Annotated in this window: 17 protein-coding genes; 2 read left to right on the top strand and 15 right to left on the bottom strand. The window is 63.9% G+C overall.

Annotated elements, in window-relative coordinates:
- Nucleotides 1–22: 22 nt before the first annotated feature.
- The 4 genes from ACQCST_RS03965 to ACQCST_RS03950 all read right to left on the bottom strand — a co-directional run bounded on the left by ACQCST_RS03965 (nucleotide 23) and on the right by ACQCST_RS03950 (nucleotide 3,694).
- Complete coding sequence (locus ACQCST_RS03965; protein ID WP_426998047.1) at nucleotides 23–784, bottom strand: hypothetical protein; 762 nt, start codon at nucleotides 782–784, stop codon at nucleotides 23–25.
- Between the two features lie 26 nt (nucleotides 785–810).
- Nucleotides 811–1,365, bottom strand: a complete 555-nt coding sequence (locus ACQCST_RS03960) for an RNA polymerase sigma factor (RefSeq protein ID WP_426998046.1) — start codon at nucleotides 1,363–1,365, stop codon at nucleotides 811–813.
- Nucleotides 1,366–1,843: 478 nt separating this feature from the next.
- On the bottom strand, nucleotides 1,844–3,133 hold the full coding sequence (locus tag ACQCST_RS03955; protein ID WP_426998045.1) for an adenylosuccinate synthase: 1,290 nt from the start codon (nucleotides 3,131–3,133) through the stop codon (nucleotides 1,844–1,846).
- Between the two features lie 225 nt (nucleotides 3,134–3,358).
- Nucleotides 3,359–3,694, bottom strand: a complete 336-nt coding sequence (locus ACQCST_RS03950; protein WP_426998044.1) for a hypothetical protein — start codon at nucleotides 3,692–3,694, stop codon at nucleotides 3,359–3,361.
- Between the two features lie 179 nt (nucleotides 3,695–3,873).
- Between ACQCST_RS03950 and ACQCST_RS03945 the strand changes: the two genes are divergently transcribed.
- Nucleotides 3,874–4,506, top strand: a complete 633-nt coding sequence (locus tag ACQCST_RS03945; protein ID WP_426998043.1) for a uracil-DNA glycosylase — start codon at nucleotides 3,874–3,876, stop codon at nucleotides 4,504–4,506.
- A gap of 80 nt (nucleotides 4,507–4,586) precedes the next feature.
- Here the strand turns inward: ACQCST_RS03945 and ACQCST_RS03940 are convergent, their stop codons facing one another.
- The 4 genes from ACQCST_RS03940 to ACQCST_RS03925 all read right to left on the bottom strand — a co-directional run bounded on the left by ACQCST_RS03940 (nucleotide 4,587) and on the right by ACQCST_RS03925 (nucleotide 8,288).
- On the bottom strand, nucleotides 4,587–5,009 hold the full coding sequence (locus ACQCST_RS03940) for a DUF3151 domain-containing protein (protein WP_426998042.1): 423 nt from the start codon (nucleotides 5,007–5,009) through the stop codon (nucleotides 4,587–4,589).
- Complete coding sequence (fbaA, locus tag ACQCST_RS03935) at nucleotides 5,009–6,031, bottom strand: class II fructose-bisphosphate aldolase (RefSeq protein ID WP_426998041.1); 1,023 nt, start codon at nucleotides 6,029–6,031, stop codon at nucleotides 5,009–5,011. Before fbaA ends, ACQCST_RS03940 begins: the two co-directional genes overlap by 1 nt.
- A gap of 228 nt (nucleotides 6,032–6,259) precedes the next feature.
- Nucleotides 6,260–7,477, bottom strand: coding sequence for a lipase family protein (locus ACQCST_RS03930; RefSeq protein ID WP_426998040.1), 1,218 nt, complete (start codon nucleotides 7,475–7,477; stop codon nucleotides 6,260–6,262).
- Between the two features lie 115 nt (nucleotides 7,478–7,592).
- Nucleotides 7,593–8,288, bottom strand: coding sequence for a TrmH family RNA methyltransferase (locus ACQCST_RS03925; RefSeq protein ID WP_426998039.1), 696 nt, complete (start codon nucleotides 8,286–8,288; stop codon nucleotides 7,593–7,595).
- 60 nt (nucleotides 8,289–8,348) lie between these two features.
- Here ACQCST_RS03925 and ACQCST_RS03920 point away from each other — a divergent pair, with 60 nt between their 5' ends.
- Nucleotides 8,349–9,179 carry an HAD-IIA family hydrolase gene (locus tag ACQCST_RS03920; protein ID WP_426998038.1) on the top strand — a complete coding sequence of 277 codons (831 nt, stop codon included), beginning with the start codon at nucleotides 8,349–8,351 and terminating at the stop codon, nucleotides 9,177–9,179.
- Here the strand turns inward: ACQCST_RS03920 and ACQCST_RS03915 are convergent.
- From ACQCST_RS03915 to ACQCST_RS03885, 7 genes are all read right to left on the bottom strand, one after another.
- Nucleotides 9,176–10,213, bottom strand: coding sequence for a thioesterase domain-containing protein (locus ACQCST_RS03915; protein ID WP_426999067.1), 1,038 nt, complete (start codon nucleotides 10,211–10,213; stop codon nucleotides 9,176–9,178). The two genes, ACQCST_RS03920 and ACQCST_RS03915, sit on opposite strands and share 4 nt — an antisense overlap.
- A gap of 44 nt (nucleotides 10,214–10,257) precedes the next feature.
- Complete coding sequence (locus ACQCST_RS03910; RefSeq protein WP_426998037.1) at nucleotides 10,258–11,517, bottom strand: MFS transporter; 1,260 nt, start codon at nucleotides 11,515–11,517, stop codon at nucleotides 10,258–10,260.
- 44 nt (nucleotides 11,518–11,561) lie between these two features.
- A complete protein-coding gene (pyrE, locus tag ACQCST_RS03905) occupies nucleotides 11,562–12,134 on the bottom strand; it encodes an orotate phosphoribosyltransferase (RefSeq protein ID WP_426998036.1) in 573 nt (190 codons plus the stop codon).
- Between the two features lie 135 nt (nucleotides 12,135–12,269).
- Entirely contained in the window at nucleotides 12,270–14,606 is a 2,337-nt protein-coding gene (locus ACQCST_RS03900; RefSeq protein WP_426998035.1) for a gluconokinase, GntK/IdnK-type, read from the bottom strand.
- Nucleotides 14,606–15,835 (bottom strand): D-mannonate dehydratase ManD, encoded by a 1,230-nt coding sequence (gene manD / locus ACQCST_RS03895; protein WP_426998034.1) that lies wholly within the window; start codon nucleotides 15,833–15,835, stop codon nucleotides 14,606–14,608. Before manD ends, ACQCST_RS03900 begins: the two co-directional genes overlap by 1 nt.
- Before the next feature lie 35 nt (nucleotides 15,836–15,870).
- Nucleotides 15,871–17,352, bottom strand: coding sequence for a glucuronide transporter (gene uidB / locus ACQCST_RS03890; RefSeq protein ID WP_426998033.1), 1,482 nt, complete (start codon nucleotides 17,350–17,352; stop codon nucleotides 15,871–15,873).
- A gap of 226 nt (nucleotides 17,353–17,578) precedes the next feature.
- Nucleotides 17,579–19,003 carry a mannitol dehydrogenase family protein gene (locus ACQCST_RS03885; protein ID WP_426998032.1) on the bottom strand — a complete coding sequence of 475 codons (1,425 nt, stop codon included), beginning with the start codon at nucleotides 19,001–19,003 and terminating at the stop codon, nucleotides 17,579–17,581.
- Nucleotide 19,004 lies beyond the last annotated feature (1 nt).

The following is a 19,004-nucleotide window of genomic DNA, read 5'->3' as shown; positions in this document are numbered from 1 at the left end:
ATCCATAGCGATTCCAGGCAGACTACAGGAAATCCCGGAGCTTGGCAGCCTTGACCTTCGACTTCGGCACCACCTGACCGGCGTAAGAGTCCTGTGCTGACCGTGCAGCCTGTGCACGCGTTTCGATCAGCTGGTTCTGGACTGAGTGATCCGGCGCAGGCTGTTCCCCGGCAGGCTGTTCCCCGGCAGGCTGTTCCCCGGCTGGCTGTTTGGGGACCCGTTCCGGTTGGACGGTAGCTTCCGGCGCGTGGGCCTTGGGAGCCACCGGCAGCGCTACCCGTTGCCGTCCGGCCGCGGGCAGTACGAAGGCCCTGTGCACGCTCCCCCGGAGCGCGGACACCGAAAATGGTGCAGCCGGAAATGCCGCCTGGGGGACCTTTTCCGGCGACGCTGCCTCCGGCGGCAATGCGGCTGGAAGAGTCGAGGCCCCAGGGGCCGGGGACTGCCGGGACGCCACCGGAACGGTCCACGCTTGGGTCCAGTCCTGGACCAACTGCTGGACGGAAAGGCCGGCGCCTAGGGCTTGTGGCACCGGGCTGCTCGCGGCCACGCCGCTGATGCCAAGCCCCATTCCGGTCAGAACCGCAATTCCCACCACAGCAGGCCTGTGTTTACGCAGCCAACGCCGTCTGCTGAGATCATTGTGCGGACCTGCCATGAGCGCGGCAAGCTCGGCACCCGGCGCCGGTGCCGGAAGTTCAGCCAGGGAACCCAGCGACATCAGGACGGCCCGAAGCTCTGGAACAGTGGAGTGACCGGCGTCGAGCAGCATCTCGTCCACCATCTGACTGCAAGCTCTGTCCCTGCTTATCATTGCGTCACGTATTCCTTCACTGCCGAATGTTCACGGAGCCTGTTCAAAGCACGCCGCTGAAGCTGTTTAACAGCTCCGGCGGTTTTCCCCATGATTTCGGCTACCTGGTCAACTGTCAGGCCGCCGATGATGCGCAAGGTCAGTACTTCTTTCTGATCTTCCGCCAACACATCAAGCAGTTCCAAAACCTCGCCGGGAGACACCAGTAACATTGCTGCTTCCTCGGCGGACTGTTCTTCCCGGCCGTCCAGTCCGGGCTCGAAGGACAGGCGCACCGGAGCCCTTTTCTGCTTCCGGTATTCGTCAACCATCCGTGCGTGGGCCACGGAAAATACAAAAGTGCGCAAGCCTTGTACGCCGCCGCTGATTGTCTCGATCCTCGGTAGCACCGCAAGGAAAACGTCCTGCATGGTGGCCTCCGGGTCATCCGCTCCGCGAGCCGTGAGGTACCCCAGTACCGGCGAGGCATAGCTTCGGTACACGAGACTGAACAGTTCCGCTTTATGGCCTCGAAGGGCGCGCAATGCGTCGTCGGTCAGTGCATCAGTCACAGACACAGGGCTTTCGGTCGGGGGAGGACGGCTTGAACAGTCTAGAGATTCCCGGCGCCATCCGGAATGACTTCGTGACGCCAACTTTACCCGGAGTAACCTCGGCCCGCCCAACCTGAACATGCTTCCTGCCCCGACGCTGCCCTGTGCGAAATCTGCGTTAAAGCAAAAAAGTGCCGGGCTGGAACGTGATGGGGGACAAATTCCAGCCCGGCGCTTTCATAGGGGTAATCGTTTGCACCGGCCAGAGGTTACGCGGAATCCGAAAAACTTTGAAATAGATCCTGCGGTCAGCGCCCAGACGGCCGATCTGGGCCTGTTCCCGCAAATTGTGTTGCAGATCTGGCGGGTTCTTTGGCCACGAGGCCGCCTGATCTGCCTGATCTGCCTGATCAACTGCAGAACGTACGACGCCGACGGGCCACCTTCCCAGGTAACCCGCCGGCGTCGTACTTCTTTGCACGCTGCCACCGAAGCGTCAGTCGTTGATCAGATCGTTGACCACAATCGTCTGGTCTCGGTCCGGGCCGACGCCAATGGCCGAGAAGCGGGTGCCGGAGAGCTTCTCGAGGGCAAGCACGTAATTGCGGGCATTTTCCGGAAGATCCGATAGTGTGCGCGCGCCGGTGATGTCCTCGGTCCAGCCCTCGAAGTACTCGAAGATCGGCACAGCGTGGTGGAACTCGGTCTGCGTCATGGGCATTTCATCGTGCCGCACGCCGTCGACGTCGTAGGCCACACACACCGGGATCTGCTCGATGCCTGTGAGGACATCCAGCTTGGTGACGAAGTAGTCAGTGAAGCCGTTGACGCGGGAGGCATGACGGGCCAGGACGGCGTCGTACCAGCCACAGCGGCGCGGACGGCCGGTGTTCACGCCGAACTCGCCGCCGGTCTTCTGCAGGTGCAGGCCCATCTCGTCGAAGAGTTCCGTGGGGAACGGGCCGGCGCCAACACGGGTGGTGTACGCCTTGATGATGCCGATGGACCGGGAAATCCGGGTGGGGCCGATGCCCGAACCCACCGAGGCGCCACCGGCCGTGGGGTTGGACGACGTGACGAAAGGATAGGTGCCGTGATCCACGTCCAGGAACGTGGCCTGGCCGCCCTCCATGAGGACCACCTTGCCCTCATCCAGGGCGTTGTTCAGCACCAGGGTGCTGTCGATGACCAGGGGGCGCAGACGCTCGGCAAAGGCGAGGAAATAGTCAACGATCTCATCCACCACAATGTCGCGGCGGTTATAGACCTTCACCAGCAGCTCGTTCTTCTGCCGGAGAGATCCTTCGACCTTCTGGCGCAGGATGGATTCGTCGAAGACGTCCTGGACACGGATGCCGAGGCGCGCCACCTTATCCATGTAGGCCGGGCCGATCCCGCGGCCCGTGGTGCCGATGGCCCGGCTGCCAAGAAAGCGTTCCGTCACTTTGTCCAGCACCTGGTGGTACGGGGCCACCAGGTGGGCGTTGGCGGAAATACGGAGCCTGGATGTGTCCGCACCGCGGGCTTCCAGTCCGTCGATTTCCTCGAACAGGGCCTCAAGGTTCACCACACAGCCGTTGCCGATGATCGGAACCGCGTTGGGGCTGAGGATACCGGCAGGAAGGAGCTTGAGCTCATACTTCTCACCGCCCACGACGACGGTGTGCCCGGCGTTGTTGCCGCCATTCGGCTTGACCACGTAGTCAACCCGGTGACCGAGCAAATCTGTGGCTTTACCTTTTCCTTCGTCGCCCCATTGGGCTCCGACGATCACGATTGCTGGCATGGGATCCTCCCCCATTCGTTCGGGCCGGACCGCCGTTGATCCACTAGGTGAATCAACAAGGCTCAGCGCCGTTCATGAGAATGCCCCGAATTCCATCGCTGTGCCGTGGCGCCTGTGAGGGCCGTTCGGCAAACGCAAGAGTTCCGGGGCTCTTACCAGCCAAGTTTAGCGGATGGGAGTGACCGTCACCGCTTCGGCCGTTTGCTTTGACCATTTGATGGGCAGCTACGCGCCGGCGAATGCCAGCGCAGCCTCGGCCAGTCCAGGCCACTCGTTGACGGACTCCACCGGTACGTCCACCCAGTCCTTGAACGGGCGGTTCATGCCCGACGGATCGAACAGTTCCGCGCCAGGTAGCAGGAGTGCCCTCCCATGATCCGGAGATTCCCTGCCGAGCTTAAATGCCATGCCGTCACCGTGGAGGCAAGCCATGGCCTTTCTATTGATCATCAGGGCGCGGGCACCGAACGTCTGGCCCAGGACCACCCCGGCGCCGGCCAGATCTGCGGCAACACCTTCAAACCCTTCCGTTGCGGCGTCCGAGGATTCATTTTTCTTCATGAATGAATCATGCACCCACGGTCCGACATCCTGGCAGGCCCCGCATTTCGTGGGGCTTGCTAAACTAGAGGAGACCGGTCAGGCAATCGGTCCACACCACATTTCAAACCACACCGTACTCGGCATGCCCGCTTTCGGTTTGGCAGCGTCACCGATCCCCGCAGGAGACACAGCAACCTATGACAGCCCTGGCAACCGAATCTTTCCGCGAGCAGCTCCTGAGCCGCCGTTACGAACCCAACGTCGCAGCTGTCAACGGGCTGTGCGACACTCTCCAGAGCCTCAAGCCGCACACCGAAGTCCCGTACGTCGACCCCATGCACGACGTCGACGAGTGCCGCATTATCAGCCTGTACTCCAACATCGGCACCGCCGATGAATCCGGTTTCATCACCGCCGGAGACGAGGAAGCCGCCACCCGCATGCTCGGGGTCCAGTGGAAGCTCGGCCTCCGCCCCGAATACGTGATGCCGTGGAACGTCCACCCCTGGCACATCGCCGGCGAAGCCAACGGCAAGTTCACCCCGGACCAGATTTCTGCCGGCCTCAAGCCGTTGCTGAAGTTCCTTGCCCTGGTGCCGCGCGCCTCGGTTATCGTTGCGCACGGTACCGAGGCAAACCGCCTGGCGGGCCTGCTCCTCAAGACCGAAGTTCCGCTTTTGTGGCGCCGTGGCCTGAAGACCTATAAGGTGCGCTCACTCAGCGGCCGTGCGTTCGCGGGAACGCCGGCACGGCAGGAGCAGTACCTCGAGGAAATGCACGTTGTCTATGCGGATGCCATGGCGCGCACAGGCATCGCGCTGCCCAGCTAGGGTTTCGACGGACTCAACCCCGGCATTGCGACGGCGGCCGCCCACCTCAAGGTGAGCGGCCGCCGTCGTCGTTAATTCAGTTACTTGCCTTCGATGGCTGCCTTGGCCGCCGGATCCGAATCATTGAGGAACTTCTCGATGCGTTCCGGTTCCTCGGCTTCGCCGATGGCCGCGGATGCGCGGCCCAGCGAGTACAACGCGCGAAGGAAACCGCGGTTGGGCTCGTGTTCCCACGGGATGGGACCCACTCCGCGCCAGCCGTTGCGGCGCAGCGAGTCCAGGCCGCGGTGGTAGCCCACGCGCGAGTAGGCGTAGGAATCGATAGTGCGGCCCTCGGTCCATGCTTCCTCGGCCAGCACGGCCCACAGAAGACAGGACGTGGGGTGCTTTTCCACCAGATCCAATGCCTCCTGGCCCTCGTCCAGCTGCTGGTAGACCTCGGTCTCCGCAGGCAGGAGCGTGGGCTCGGGACCCATCAGATTCTTGCGGAACTCGTCTGACATCAGGAGAACGTCTTGCCAGTGGAGCCGAGCTGCTGGGCAGCTTCCACAACGCGGGCAGCCAGACCGGCCTCGGCGGAGGCACCCCACACGCGGGGATCGTAGAGCTTCTTGTTGCCCACTTCACCGTCCACCTTGAGCACACCGGCGTAGTTCTTCAACATGTGGTCAACCACGGGCCGTGTAAAGGCGTACTGGGTGTCGGTGTCGATGTTCATCTTGATGACACCGTAGGAAACGGCGTCCGCGATTTCCTGCTCGGAGGAGCCGGAGCCGCCGTGGAAGACGAGGTCGAACGGGTTGGCCTTGCCGATCTTTGCGCCCACCTGCTCCTGGATGTCCTTGAGGATCTCCGGACGCAGCTTCACGCCACCGGGCTTGTACACGCCGTGAACGTTGCCGAAGGTCAGCGCGGTGATGTAGCGGCCGTTTTCGCCGGCGCCGAGGGCCTCGATGGTGGTCAGGGCGTCCTCAACCGTGGTGTAGAGCTTGTCGTTGATGGCGTTCTCGACGCCGTCTTCCTCGCCGCCCACAATGCCGATCTCAACCTCGAGGATGATCTTTGCGGCCGCGGTGCGCGTCAGCAGTTCACGGCCGATGCTCAGGTTGTCGCTGAGGGTCTCGTGCGAGCCGTCCCACATGTGCGAGTTGAAGATGGGATCTTTGCCGGCCTTGACGGCCTCCTCGGATGCAGCCAGCAGCGGCAGGACAAAGCCTTCCAGCTTGTCCTTGGGGCAGTGATCCGTGTGCAGCGCAATGTTCACGTTGTAGCTCTTGGCAACTTCGCGGGCAAACGCCGCGAAGCCGAGGGAACCGGCAACCATGTCCTTGACGGAGGCGCCCGACCAGTAGGCGGCGCCACCGGTGGACACCTGGATGATGCCGTCAGACTCCGCCTCTGCGAAGCCGCGGATGGCTGCGTTCAGAGTCTGGGAAGATGTCACGTTGACCGCCGGGAAAGCGAAGCCACCAGCCTTGGCTCGGTCGATCATGTCGGCGTAAATCTCTGGGGTTGCAATAGGCATGCTGACTCCTCAAGTGAATTTAGTCTGCGGGTGGTGTTGACCCTGGAGTGGACCTCGTCGGCTAGGAACCATCCTAGCCATTTCTGCGGAGGGGCCGTGTTTTGGGTCACGAGGACGAGTAACAGTTCCGGATCACACATCCGCAGACGCAACGCGGGGTCAGATACGGCCCATCCCGGGTTCCGGAACGGGCCGTATCTGACCCCGCGTTGCAGCTAAAGCGTGGAACTAGAGGGTCCAGCAGTTGGTGATGGGAGTCTGGCCCTCGAACCGCCGCTCAAGGAAGAGGAAGGCCGCCGGAACAGCCGCCACATATCCGCCGGCGTGTGTGGCACCAAGCGTGGTATCGAAGTACACGGAAGTACCTGCGTCACACCACCGTTTGGCCAGATCGCGCCCTTGCCCGTATGGGATCGCATCGTCCAGCAGGCTGTGGGAAAGAAGGACCGGCACCTGCGGTGCCCGGCCGTTGCCGATCTTCTGTTCGGCCACCAGCGGTTTGATCTCCGGGAGGTCCACCATGGCGCCGGCCTTGGCGCCGGACAACGTCAGTGTTGCCGTGTTCAGGAACGCGTTGCTGGCCAACGACGTGATGGTGCATTCCGTCTGCGTCCTGGCAACCCGGGCCCGCCCGGCCGGGCTGAGGTAGGCATTGATGTCCATGTCGTTGGATGCCGTAAGCCCGGAAAGCGCGTAGATGAGGAACCCTGTGTACAGGCCGCCGTCCAGGTTTTTAGCGACCACCGCCAGATCCGCCGGCACCGCGCCCGCGTACGCGCCCTTGAGGTTCAGTTCGGGAGCGTATTGCGGGGCCAGTTCAGCGGCTGCAGCCGATGCTCCGCCGCCCTGGGAGTAGCCGGCAATCGCCACGGGGCCGCCGGCCACGATCTGCGGATTGCCCAGGCGCTGGGCGGCACGGACGGCATCCAGTACCGCATGTGCCTGCGAAGCCCTGGCCATGTACGTATGCACCGGCGCGGTGCCGAGTCCTTCGTAGTCCGTGACAACAACGGCGTAGCCACGGCTGAGGAGTCCGGCGATGAAGGCCCCTTCGTATTCTTCGCCGACGGCCAGTGCCCGGGACGGCGCGCACTGGTCACCCTGCCCCTGGGTACCGGCCGCGTAGCTGACCAGGGGCCGCGCTCCTGTCCCGGTCCAGGCCGGGGTGGGGACCAGCACGGTTCCGGTCACCGCAATGGGCCGGTCCTTGGAATCGAGGCTGCGGTACATGATTTTCTGTACATCCGCCTCGGCCCGGATGGTTTTGAGCGGATCCACATAGAACACCGACGGCTCGGAGCGGATGAGGTCACCGTTGGATCCGGGGAGCGTGCCTGGAATCTCGTAGAAATCCGCCGGGTCGGCGTGCACCGCGGCTGCGCCTCCCCAGAGGAGAGCCGCCGCTGTGGCGAGAGAAGTGAGCAGCCTGACTGAAGAGCGCTTCATTGAACCTCCATGTGGCATGGCACACGAATTGTGTGAACCAGATCACATGCTACTCATCAGTAACCTACCGCGACGCAAGTTAGCGCATGTTTCTGCGGAGATTTAGTCGGACCCGTTATCCCACATGTTGGCTGAAGACATGCTGCCGCACCCACGCATGCATGGCAATCGCGGCTGCCGAGGCCGCGTTGATGGAGCGCGTGGATCCGAACTGTTCGATTGAGAGAGTGGCCAGCGCTGCCTCGTGGACCGCCGGAGTCAGGCCCGGGCCCTCCTGGCCAAACACGAGCACGCAGTTCTTCGGCAGTTCATACGTCTCCAGCGGAACAGAGTCCGGGAAGATGTCGATGCCGATGATCGCCAGCCCCTCCCCGTGCGCCCATTCCACAAAGTCCTCCACGGTGGGGTGGTGGCGGACGTGCTGGTAGCGGTCGGTGACCATGGCCCCGCGGCGGTTCCACCGCCGTCGTCCGATGATGTGGACTTCCTTGGCAAGGAAAGCGTTGGCGGTCCGGACGACCGTGCCGATGTTCAGATCGTGCTGCCAGTTTTCGATGGCGATGTGGAAATCGTGGCGTTTGGTGTCGAGGTCCGCCACGATGGCGTCATGCTTCCAGTAACGGTACTGGTCCACCACGTTGCGGCGGTCGCCGTCCGCGAGCAGATCCGGATCCCAATGATCGCCCGCCGGCAACTCACCGTCCCACGGGCCGACGCCGACCTCCGCCTTCGGCTCGGGCTCCTCCTCGGCGGACGGAACGAATAGGGCAGTGGTGTCGGGCTGGTCAGGTTTCTGGGGGAGGTCGCTCACCCCTCAACACTAGACTGGGATCCGGAAGCAGCACATCGTCAGAGACAGCCGGAGGTAGTCATGGCACAAGCAGAGCAAATACGGACATCGGCAGCGGTATACCGGAACGGCCAGGAAATTGAATGCTGGCTTACGGACATGGACGGTGTACTGGTCCATGAGAACCAGGCCGTCCCGGGCGCCGCGGAACTGATCCAGCGCTGGGTGGACACCTCCAAGCGATTCCTGGTGCTCACCAACAACTCGATCTTCACCCCCAGGGACCTCGCCGCACGCCTGCACGCGTCCGGGCTGGAGATTCCCGAGGAGAACATCTGGACCTCCGCCCTGGCCACGGCGCAGTTCCTCAAGGACCAGGTGCAGGGTTCTGATTCCGGCAACCGGGCCTACACCATCGGCGAAGCAGGGCTCACGACGGCGCTGCACGAGGCAGGCTTTATCCTCACCGACCAGAATCCCGACTTCGTGGTGCTCGGCGAAACCCGCACCTATTCCTTCGAGGCCATCACCATGGCCATCAGGCTCATCCTTGCAGGCGCGCGCTTCATCGCCACCAACCCGGATGCCACCGGCCCGTCCAAGGACGGTCCCATGCCGGCCACCGGAGCCATTGCGGCACTGATCACCAAGGCCACGGGCCGCGAACCGTACATTGTGGGCAAGCCGAATCCCATGATGTTCCGCTCCGCCATGAATCAGATCGACGCCCATTCGGAAACCACCGCCATGATCGGTGACCGCATGGACACGGACATCGTCGCGGGCATGGAAGCCGGGCTGCATACGGTGCTGGTGCTTAGCGGCATCACGCAGCGGGACGAGATTGCGTCCTACCCGTTCCGGCCCAACCAGATCCTGAACTCCGTGGCAGACCTGAAGAGCCAGATCTAAAAGGCCGTCATCCGGCCGCTGCCGCCAGGCAGCGGGAAGAGCTCGTCCTGCAGATCCACCAGGATGGGCCGGTACACAAACGGGTTCCACCCAGGGCTGGCGTGGGCCGGCAGCGCACCGTCGGTGCGGCGCCCGGTGGAAGCCATGTTCAGGGGAAAGGTCCGCGCCCAGGATTCCCGGGCCTGCTGATAGTTCACGGTCGGGTCCTTCGGATTGCCGATGAACGCCATCTTTGTGCCACCCAGCTCGTCGGCGAACCTCGTGGCGTCAAAGTGGTAGATGTAGGCCGACTCGGACTGGATCAGGACGCTGGACGGCGCAATCGGGGACAGCTGCTCCATGGTCTGGTCCAGGATCTGCCCCCAGGTGCGCTCGTCCTTGTGCACCACCCGCTCCCCCAGTTCGTAACCGCCCCGCAGCACAGACGGAACCCGGAAGCCGGTCTCGTAGAGGAACACCACACCGTCGAACCAGCTCTGGTCCAGAACATCGAACTTGCTGTAGGGACTGGAGTCCAGCAGGATGAACACCACCTCCACGCCGTGCAGTTCCCGCAGCCGGGCGGCAACCTGGGTAGCCACCATGCCGCCGAAGCTATGGCCGTAGAAATAGAGCTTGGTGAGGTTATGTGCCCGGACGTGCTCGATGACGGCGATCACCAGTCCGTCGATGTCCAGCCCTGTGTTGGAATATCCGACGGCGGCCAGCTGGCCACGCTGTCGCAGCGCCCCGCGCAGGGAGCTAAGGATCCACTGCGCCTCCTCCCAACTGGTTTTGTAGCCGGGAAAGAGGATCCAGCTGGCGTTCGGAAAGTAGGCTTCGGCGAAGTCATCGGGCACCATCAGGATCTTGTTGACCCTGCGCTCAGCCTGGACCCGCCGGGTGAACAGCATGTCTGCTGCCAGGACTGCTGATGCGCCGGCACCACCAAGGAAACTCCGGCGGGAGAACCGCCTCAGATCGGCGGCATGCTTAAGCAACCAGGCCTGGGATTCGCCGGGCTGCTCTGTCTTAGCCGGCTCTGTCCCGGGCAGCTCCTGCCCCGGCTGCCCGCCCAGTTCCTGGCTCAGCTGTTGCTTCAGCTCAGGGCCTGTTCCGGGTTTTCGGCCGCCGACGCTATGTGCACCATTGACCTCCACACCACTACCGTAGCCACAGCCGAGCCCGCGAAGCCAAACCAGAACGGCCCCTGGATGCCCCAGACCTGCGCAATGACACCGCCCAGTATCGTACCGATTGCCATGGCCCCCACCGCGCCCAGCATGTACACACTCGTAACGCGCCCCAGCAGGTGCTCGGGAACAGCCTTCTGGCGCACCGTGGTGGACACCGTAGCCCAGACCACCTCGTGGGTCCCGAAGACGAACATCACCGCTCCCGCCACCCACGGATTGTCCGTCAGGACCAGCCCCAAGTGGGTGAACGTTTCCAGCGTCAGGCCGATCCGCAACAGAGTCCCGTAGCTGAACCGCCGTTCGAGCCTGCCGAAGATCACCGAGCCCAGCACCCCGCCCAAGGCGCTGGCAGTGAGCAGGAGCCCAAAGCCGACGTCGTCCAGTTTCAGCTGTTCCTTCGCGTACAGCACCCAGACGGCGAAGGCAGCGCCGAAGGCGATGTTGAAGACGGTGACCAGGATGGCGAGGGTGCGCACTGGTTTATGGGCCCAGAGCCAGGACATTCCCTCGCGGATATCGGCGCGCAGGGACCGTCCGGCCACGGCACTGCGATCGGTGCGGGTTCCCTGAAGGCGGAAGATCATAGCCACGGCAAGCGCATAACAAAGGGCGTTGGCGCCGAAGGGCAGGGCCATTCCGACGCCGAACAGCAGCGCTCCCAGCGGCGGCCCGGCAAGCTGGTTGGTGACCACCGAGGCGCCGAACAGCCGGGCATTGGCCATGCCGAGCTGCCCTTTGCTGACCACCGCCGTGACCAGGGTGTTGCCAGCGTTATCCGCAAACGATTCGGCTGTGCCCACCAGGAAGAGCGCCATGTACAGCAGCGGGAGATCCATGGCATCCAGTGCAACGGCGAGGGCCAGACCGCCCAGGACCAGTACGCGGAGCCCGTCCGCTACCATCACCAACGTGCGGCGGTCCAGGCGGTCGACGATGGCCCCGGCCAGCACGCCGAACAGCATCCAGGGCAGCCGCTGGGCAAACACGGCCATGGCCACGGCGAAAGGCTCGCGGGTCATTGATGCAGCAAGCAGCGGTCCGGCGGCGAGGAGAATGCCGTCGCCCAGATTGGCAACGGTGGCGGCGCTCCAGAGCCAGTGATAGTTCCGGCCGAGGGCGCGGGGGAAATCCAGCCCACGCAAGGTGGTTCCCCCGCTGCTCAAATCCTGATCCTCACAACCCTGTCTTCACCGGGATTCGGGCGGGCTTAGTCGAGCCCGAGTTCGTCTTTGCCGAATGCGAACAGGTACGGAACGCCGGTCTCGGCTTCAATCTTCTCTTTGGCACCGGTATTGCGATCCACGATCACGGCGACGGCCACCACGTTGCCGCCGGCGTTGCGGACACCTTCGACGGCGGTCAGCGCGGAGCCCCCGGTGGTGGAGGTGTCCTCAAGCACCAGGACCTTGCGGTCTTCAACGGACGGCCCTTCCACCTGGCGGCCCATGCCATACGACTTCTGCGCTTTACGGACCACAAAGGCGTCGACGTTGCGGCCGCCGTCAACGGCGCAGTGCATCACGGCGGTGCCTACCGGGTCTGCCCCCATGGTGAGGCCACCGGCGCACTCAAAGTCAATGCCGGCGTCGTCTATCAGTGAAAGCATGACCTGCCCTACCAGTTTGGAAGCCTCGTGGTGGAGCGTAATGCGGCGCAGGTCGATGTAGTAATCGGCCTCGGCGCCGCTGGAGAGGATGACCTTGCCGCGGACAACCGCCAGTTCTTTGATCAGTTCAAGGAGGCGGGCACGGGCAGCGGCGGCATCAAGAGTGGCAGTCATGGTTTCCAGTTTAGTGTGCGGACGGCAGAGGGTTTCCGCTGCGCAATCTTCCTGATGACGCAGAAAGGGGCTGGCGCTACGGGCATTCGCGTAGCGCCAGCCCCTTTGTGTGTCGCCTGCCGGAACAGTAGCGGGCTACAGCCGGGTGTCGAAGGAATCGCAGAACACGTTCTCGTTGAACGTCCCCTGGAACTCCGACGCGCCCTGGATCTTCTCGATGGTTGCCCGAATGGCTTCCCTGGTGCCGGCGTGGGCATGGATGGCCGTCTTGACCATGGGCACGTCAATCAGGTGGTTGGGCTGGTTGAGCGAGACGAACACGGTGGGCACCTCGGTGACGTACCAGGGGATCTCCGCGGCCATGGGCGTGGACCACTTGATCCGAATGGCTGCTTCCTGCGCGAATCCCTTGACGTTGGCGAAGACAAACGCGGCGTCGTACTTGTCGGCGTAGTCACCCGTGGCTTCCTCGGAGATGACGGACATGAAGTTGATGCCCGTCTCACCCGCAGCCTCCCGCTGGTCGGCCGTCTTGAACACGTGCACCTCAAAGCCTGCCCTTTCGAGCTCGTCCTTCACGGTGTCCAGGTAGGCCAGCGGATCCGAACGGGTGAAGTCCGAGCCGCCCGAGATGCCGTACAGACGGATCCGCTTGTGCGTCTCCGGCGTGATGGGCAGGTTGTTGGCGGTGTCCTTGATCAGTGTGACGGTCTTGTCCGCAATTTCGGCGGCGATCGCAAGGTGTGCCTCGCTGCCGATGACGTCCAGCGCTTCAACAGGTGCCACCAGGTCTTCGCGTGCCGTTTTGTGCAGCCCCAGCGTGGCCTTCAGGGCCAGGATGCGGCGCAGGGCGTCGTTCAGGCGCTCCTCCGTGATGATCCCCGCCTTGTATCCGTCCAGCATGTACTGGAAGTCCTCGTTGGCATTGCGGAAGAACAGGAACATATCGCAGCCCGCGGCGATGGTCGCCGGGACCAGGTCCTTGCGCCTCATGGCCTGGGTGAGGCCGATCATTTGCGAGGCATCCGTCAGGATGAGCCCGTTGAAGCCGAGCTCGCCGCGGAGCAGGTCCTGGAGCAGCTCCGGGGCAAGCGTCGCCGGAAGGATGTCCTTGTCCGCCATGCCCGGGCGGAAGTGCCGCGAGAGCTCCGGCGCACCGATGTGGCCGATCATGACCGATTGCACGCCGTGCCCGATCATTTCCCGGTACACGTGCCCGTAGCTCTTGTTCCAGGCGTCGTACCCGAGCGTGTTGTAGGACGTGACCACGTGCTGGTCGCGCTCGTCCATGCCGTCGCCCGGGAAGTGCTTCATGGCGCAGACCATGTTGGAGCCGCTGATGCCGTCGAAGTACTCCTTGGCCCGCTCCACCACAATCTCAGGCGTATTGCCGAACGCCCGGGTGGAGATGACAGTGTTCCGCCAGTTGTAGTGAATGTCCACGATGGGCGCGAACGCCCAGTTGCACCCGATGGCGGTGCATTCGACGCCGGCAACCTCGCCCATCTGCCGGGCAATGTTCTTGTCCGGGTGCGAGCCTGCCTGCAGGTGCGTGCAGACAAACGTGCCGTCGTCGCAGCTGCCGTAGCCGCCCATTTCCGGGTTGGATGCCACAAGTAGCGGCACCTTGGTTTTGGACTGCGCGTAGCGGATGTGTTCCTGCACTGCGGCCGAGGGGCCCGGACGGTAACGCATGCCGCCCACGTGGTAGTTATCCAGCACATCGTCGAGGTACTCCGGGGAGTAGTCGTTGTTGTGGTTGATGAACAGCTGCCCGATCTTTTCCTCGAGCGTCATCGAACCGATGGTGGAGTCCACCCAGGCGATGGCGTCGTCGTCGAGATTAAACGGCGCCGCCTTCAGATCCACCAGGAAGGGAGCTGGGCGGGGCTCTGTGGCAGCCGCGGCCGGCTGGGCCGGAGCGGATCCGCCGCCGTCCACAAGGCCAGCCAGTGCCTCGGAAACGACCTCGCCCACAGGCGAGGCGATGTCCACCACAATGCCGGCCTCATCGGTATCGAGCGGTTCCAGCGTTGCCAGCTGGGATTCCAGCAGCGCAGCCGGCATAAAGTGCCCGCTGCGGCCTTCCAGCCGTGAGCCCAGGACTTCCTTGCTGCCGTGCAGATGCAGGAACAGGGTGTCCGGAGCCTTGGCACGGATGGCGTCGCGGTAGCTGCGCTTGAGCGCCGAGCAGGCCAGGACAAGTCCGGCGGAACCGGAAGAAGCCAGTTTGCTGCCCACTGTGGCAAGCCACGCCCAGCGGTCCTCGTCGGTCAACGGAATGCCGGCAGCCATCTTGGCGACGTTCTCCACCGGGTGGAGGGAATCGCCGTCGATGAACGGCACGCCCAGCTGGTGCGCCACAAGGGCACCGATGGTGGTTTTGCCGCAGCCGGATACACCCATCACCACGATGCGCGGCCTGCTTTGCCGGGCGGACACGCCGGCTGCCAATGCGGAATCAGTAGTCATCACCAGTCATGCACCGTTCCGTCGACAAGGCGGTTGTAGGGCAGGTAGGCCTGCTGGTACGGGTAGGTGCTGGCTGCTTCCTCGTTGAATTCGACGCCGATGCCTGGCTTGTCGCCCGGGTGCAGGTAGCCGTCCACAAACGTCATGGACTGCTCGAACACCGTATTGGTGGCCGGGGAGTGCGGCATGTATTCCTGGATGCCGTAGTTGTGGATGGCCAGGCCCACGTGCAGCTGGGCGGCGAAGCCCACCGGTGAGATGTCGGTGGGGCCGTGGAAGCCGGACTTGATTTGGTACTGGGCCGCGAAGTCCATGACCTTCTTCAGCGGGGAAATCCCGCCGAAGTGGGTTGAGGCAGCGCGCACGTAGTCGATCAGCTGTTCCTTGATCAGGGCCTGGAAGTCATAGACCGTGTTGAAGATTTCACCGATGGCCAGCGGCGTGGTGGTGTGCTGGCGGACCAGGCGCAGCGCCTCCTGGTTCTCGGCCGGGGTGCAGTCCTCGAGCCAGAACAGGTCATACGGCTCCAGCGCCTTGCCCAGCTTGGCCGCCTGGATGGGGGTCATGCGGTGGTGGCCGTCGTGCAGCAGCGGCAGCTCCGGGCCGAACTCGTTGCGGACGGCCTCGAACACGGACGGCAGGTGCCGCAGGTACGCGCGGGTATCCCAGTCCTCCTCCACCGGGAAGGCGCCGCGGCCTGCGGGCTCGTAGTCGTAGCGCTCACCGGAGGCCTGCGCCTGAGCGGCAACACCGTAGACGGCCTTGATGCCCGGCACGGCGGTCTGGATCCGGACCGACTTGTACCCGAGCTCCAGGTGCTCCCTCACCGAGTCGAACAGGGACTCCGTGTCGGAGCCGGACGCGTGGCCGTAGGCGCGCAGCCCGTTGCGGGACGCCCCGCCGAGCAGCTGGTAGACCGGCATGCCGGCCACCTTGCCCTTGATGTCCCACAGCGCCATGTCCACGGCGGCGATGGCGGCCATTGTGACCGGGCCGCGGCGCCAGTACGAGCTGCGGTACAGGAACTGCCAGGTGTCCTCGATCCGGTGCGGATCCTTGCCGATCAGCAGCTGCGCAACATGCTCCTTGAGGTACGCGGCCACCGCCAACTCACGCCCGTTCAGCGTGGCATCACCGATGCCGGTCACGCCGTCGTCGGTTGTGATCCTCAGGGTCACGAAGTTCCGGGAGGGGCTTGTCACGAAGACTTCCGCGGCAACAATTTTCATAGCAGTTCCTTTCAAGTGGGCTGAGGCAGTGGGTATTACTTGGTGGTGGCCGCGAGCGGCCTGGCAGCAGCGGGAGGTGCCGCATTATCGGAAAGTTCGACGGCGGCGTCGGACATTCCGTTTGCGTTGCCTGCCGTCGTGGTGCCTTCGGGGGCGGGAGCTTCGGAGACGGCGCCCCCAATGACGCCGCCTTCGCGGCGGGCGCGGATTTCGGTCAGGATCCGGGCGTGCGTGGCATCCGTGAGCGTGTACTTGGACATCACCAGTACGGCCAGTATGGTCATGACTGCAGGCAGGGCGCCGGCGGCAAACTGGATTCCGAAGACGGCGTCGGAGGTCTGCGCCGCGCCGGACTTGTAGCCGCCAAGTGCCAATGCGTAGGCCGCGAGCGCGCCACCCACGGCCTGGCCGGTCTTGCGGGTGAAGGAGAAGAGCGCGTAGGTGATGCCTTCAGTGCGGACGCCGGTCTTCCATTCTCCGTACTCAACGGTGTCCGCTTCGAGGGCCCACACCACGATGTTTACCGCGAGGACGCCCATGAGGCTGAGCAGGAGGCCCGAGAAGCCGACCCACACCTGACTGGCAGGCGTCAGGAAAATGATGATGCCGCCAGCCACGGTGAGCAGCGACGAGTAGATGTAGACCTTCTTCTTGCCGAAGTTGCGGACGAGCCTGGGCATGACCGCTGCGAGGACGAAGGTCAGCACCAGCTGGATGATGGACAGTACCGGGTAGAGATCCAGTCGGTGCAGGACGTCACGCAGGTAGTAGAGCTGGACCGAGGTCAGCGCCAGGTAACCGGTGAGGAAGAAGAAGGAGCTAAGGCACAGCATCATCAGCGGCTTATTGCCCTTGAGGGTGTCCATGCTCTGCTTGAAGCTGACGTTGGGTACTGCGCGGTGAACGCGTTCCTTGGTAGTCAATACGGTGAAAAAGTACAGGCCTGCACCGATCACCACAAATACCAGCGTGATGGTGGTGAAGGTGGACTGGAGATCGGCACCCGGCTTGATCAGCGGTGCTACAAAGATTCCAAGTGCCGAGCCAACCAACAGTGCGCCAACCATGCGGGCCGAGCCAAGCTTGGCCCTTTCGCCCGGGTCCTGGGTCATGGCGCCGGCCAGCGAACCGTAGGGGATGTTGACCAGACTGTACGCGAGGCCCAAGGCCGCGTAGGTGACGTAGGCGTAGAGCAGCGCGCCGGATTCGCCGAGCTCGGGGATAGAGAACGTTGCCACACTCAACAGGAGCAGCGGGATGGAGCCGAACATGATGAACGGACGGAACTTCCCGAACCGCTTGCTGAACGCACGGTCCACCACACGGCCGGGCAAGACGTCAGCGAAGGCATCGAAGATCCGCACAACCAGGAGCAGGGTACCGGCGGCAGCGGCGGAAATGCCGGCTACATCCGTGTAGTACACCAGCAGGAACATGGTGGCGGTGGTGAAAGCGAGATTGTTTGCGGCATCGCCGGCGCCATAGCCAACGATGCTTAGATTGTTCAGCCTTTTCATAAAGGGGCTCCTTTACCCGTTGCCGGCAATAAAGAACCGGCAGCACTTCAGTTGAGTCTGGATGTAATTCTAGTCACGTGGCAATCACTTGGCAAGCGGTTGCCAAATAGTCCCTTGGGATTTCTGTGAGCCGGGCTCCGCGTCGAGTCGCGAACCGCCCTTGACAGCACCGCCGGGCGTCCAGCTGCGCTGAATTCCCGGCGGTGGGGCCTCTGGGCGCAGTAAGTTACTCGGCGACAGCCAGCCCCGAGAACGTACCGCTGAGGTTTTCAATGAGCTGCACCACGGCGTCATCTCCAGCCAGGGCCGGATTGAGCAGGGCCAGCAGTGCGCGAATCCGCTCGGTGCCGCCGAGACGGTTGGCCGCGGCCACTTCGGCGGCTAGCGGATCGTGGAACTCCGAGGCCGTGACGCTGAAATCCATCCACGCTGCGATCATGACGGCGGACGCCGAACCGGACCGGCCCTGCGCCCGCTCGGCCAGCAGCACCGGGACGGCCCTCATCCGCAACTTGGTGCTGCCATCCATGGCGATCTGGGCCAGGTGGTGGGCAATGCGGGCGTTGCTGAAGCGCTCCAGCAGAGCCGCACGGTACGCGGGGATCCGCAGGTCCGCGCCGTGAAGGTTGGCCTCCGCTTCGTCCCAGAAACTCTCCACACCCTGCAGGCAAAGCGGGTCAGCCAGGGCCTCGGCCACGGTGGTGTGGCCGCGGAGCTGCCCGGCGTAGGCCAGTAGTGAATGCGCGCCGTTGAGGAGCCACAGCTTCCGGTTTTCGTACGGTTCGATGTCGTCCACAAACACCGCGCCGGCGTCTTCCCATTGCGGGCGTCCGGCCGGGAAATCCCCGCTGAGCACCCAATTGCGGAAGGGCTCGGCCACCACCGGGGAGTTGTCCCGGTAACCGCAGGCCGCTTCCACCGCAGCGAGGTCCGCCTCCGTGGTACGCGGCGTGATGCGGTCCACCGACGTGCTGACAAAGCTAGTGTTGGCATCGATCCAGGCAGCCAGTTCGGCGTCCAGGGCCGATGCCAGGCCAACTACCGCGTTGTGGGCCACGGTGCCGTTGTTGGAGAGGTTGTCGCAACAGACGACGGCGAGCGGACCGGCGCCGGCAGCCCGGCGGGCGGCGAGGGCAAAGACGAGCCGGCCAAGCGGCGTCGTCGGCTTGCCTTTTCCAGCGCTGCCGTCAGCCAGCAGCGCAAGGTCCGCGACGACGTCGGGAGCTGAGCGGTCAAGCCGGCCGTCAGAGCCGAGCCGGTAAGCGGCTTCGGTGATGGTCAGGGTGATCACCGCGGTGGCCCGCGCGGCCACCAGCTCGGCGAGCCTGCCGACGTCGGCCCCGTCAACTGCCTCGACGATGCTGCTGATGACCTCGAAGGAATCGCCGTCGTCAGCACGCTCCACCACGGTGTAGAGGCCGTCCTGCTCGGCGAGAACCTCGGCTGCATCGGGCCGGCGTCCGGTGAAGGAGGCGATGCCCCACTCTGCGGAATTGCCCGCCTGGTGGGTGTACCAGGCCTGGTGCGAGCGGTGGAAGGCACCCAGCCCCAGGTGGACAATCCGTACGGGGGCCTTGGCAACCGGCCTGAGGGTACGGCTCAGTCGGCGCGGTGAGGTTGCCGCGGAGACAGCCTGCCCCTTATGGTTCATG

It is taken from the genome of Pseudarthrobacter sp. N5 (genome assembly GCF_050157035.1).
In the GTDB taxonomy this organism is placed as follows: domain Bacteria; phylum Actinomycetota; class Actinomycetes; order Actinomycetales; family Micrococcaceae; genus Arthrobacter.
This window is presented reverse-complemented; position numbering and strand designations above follow the sequence as displayed.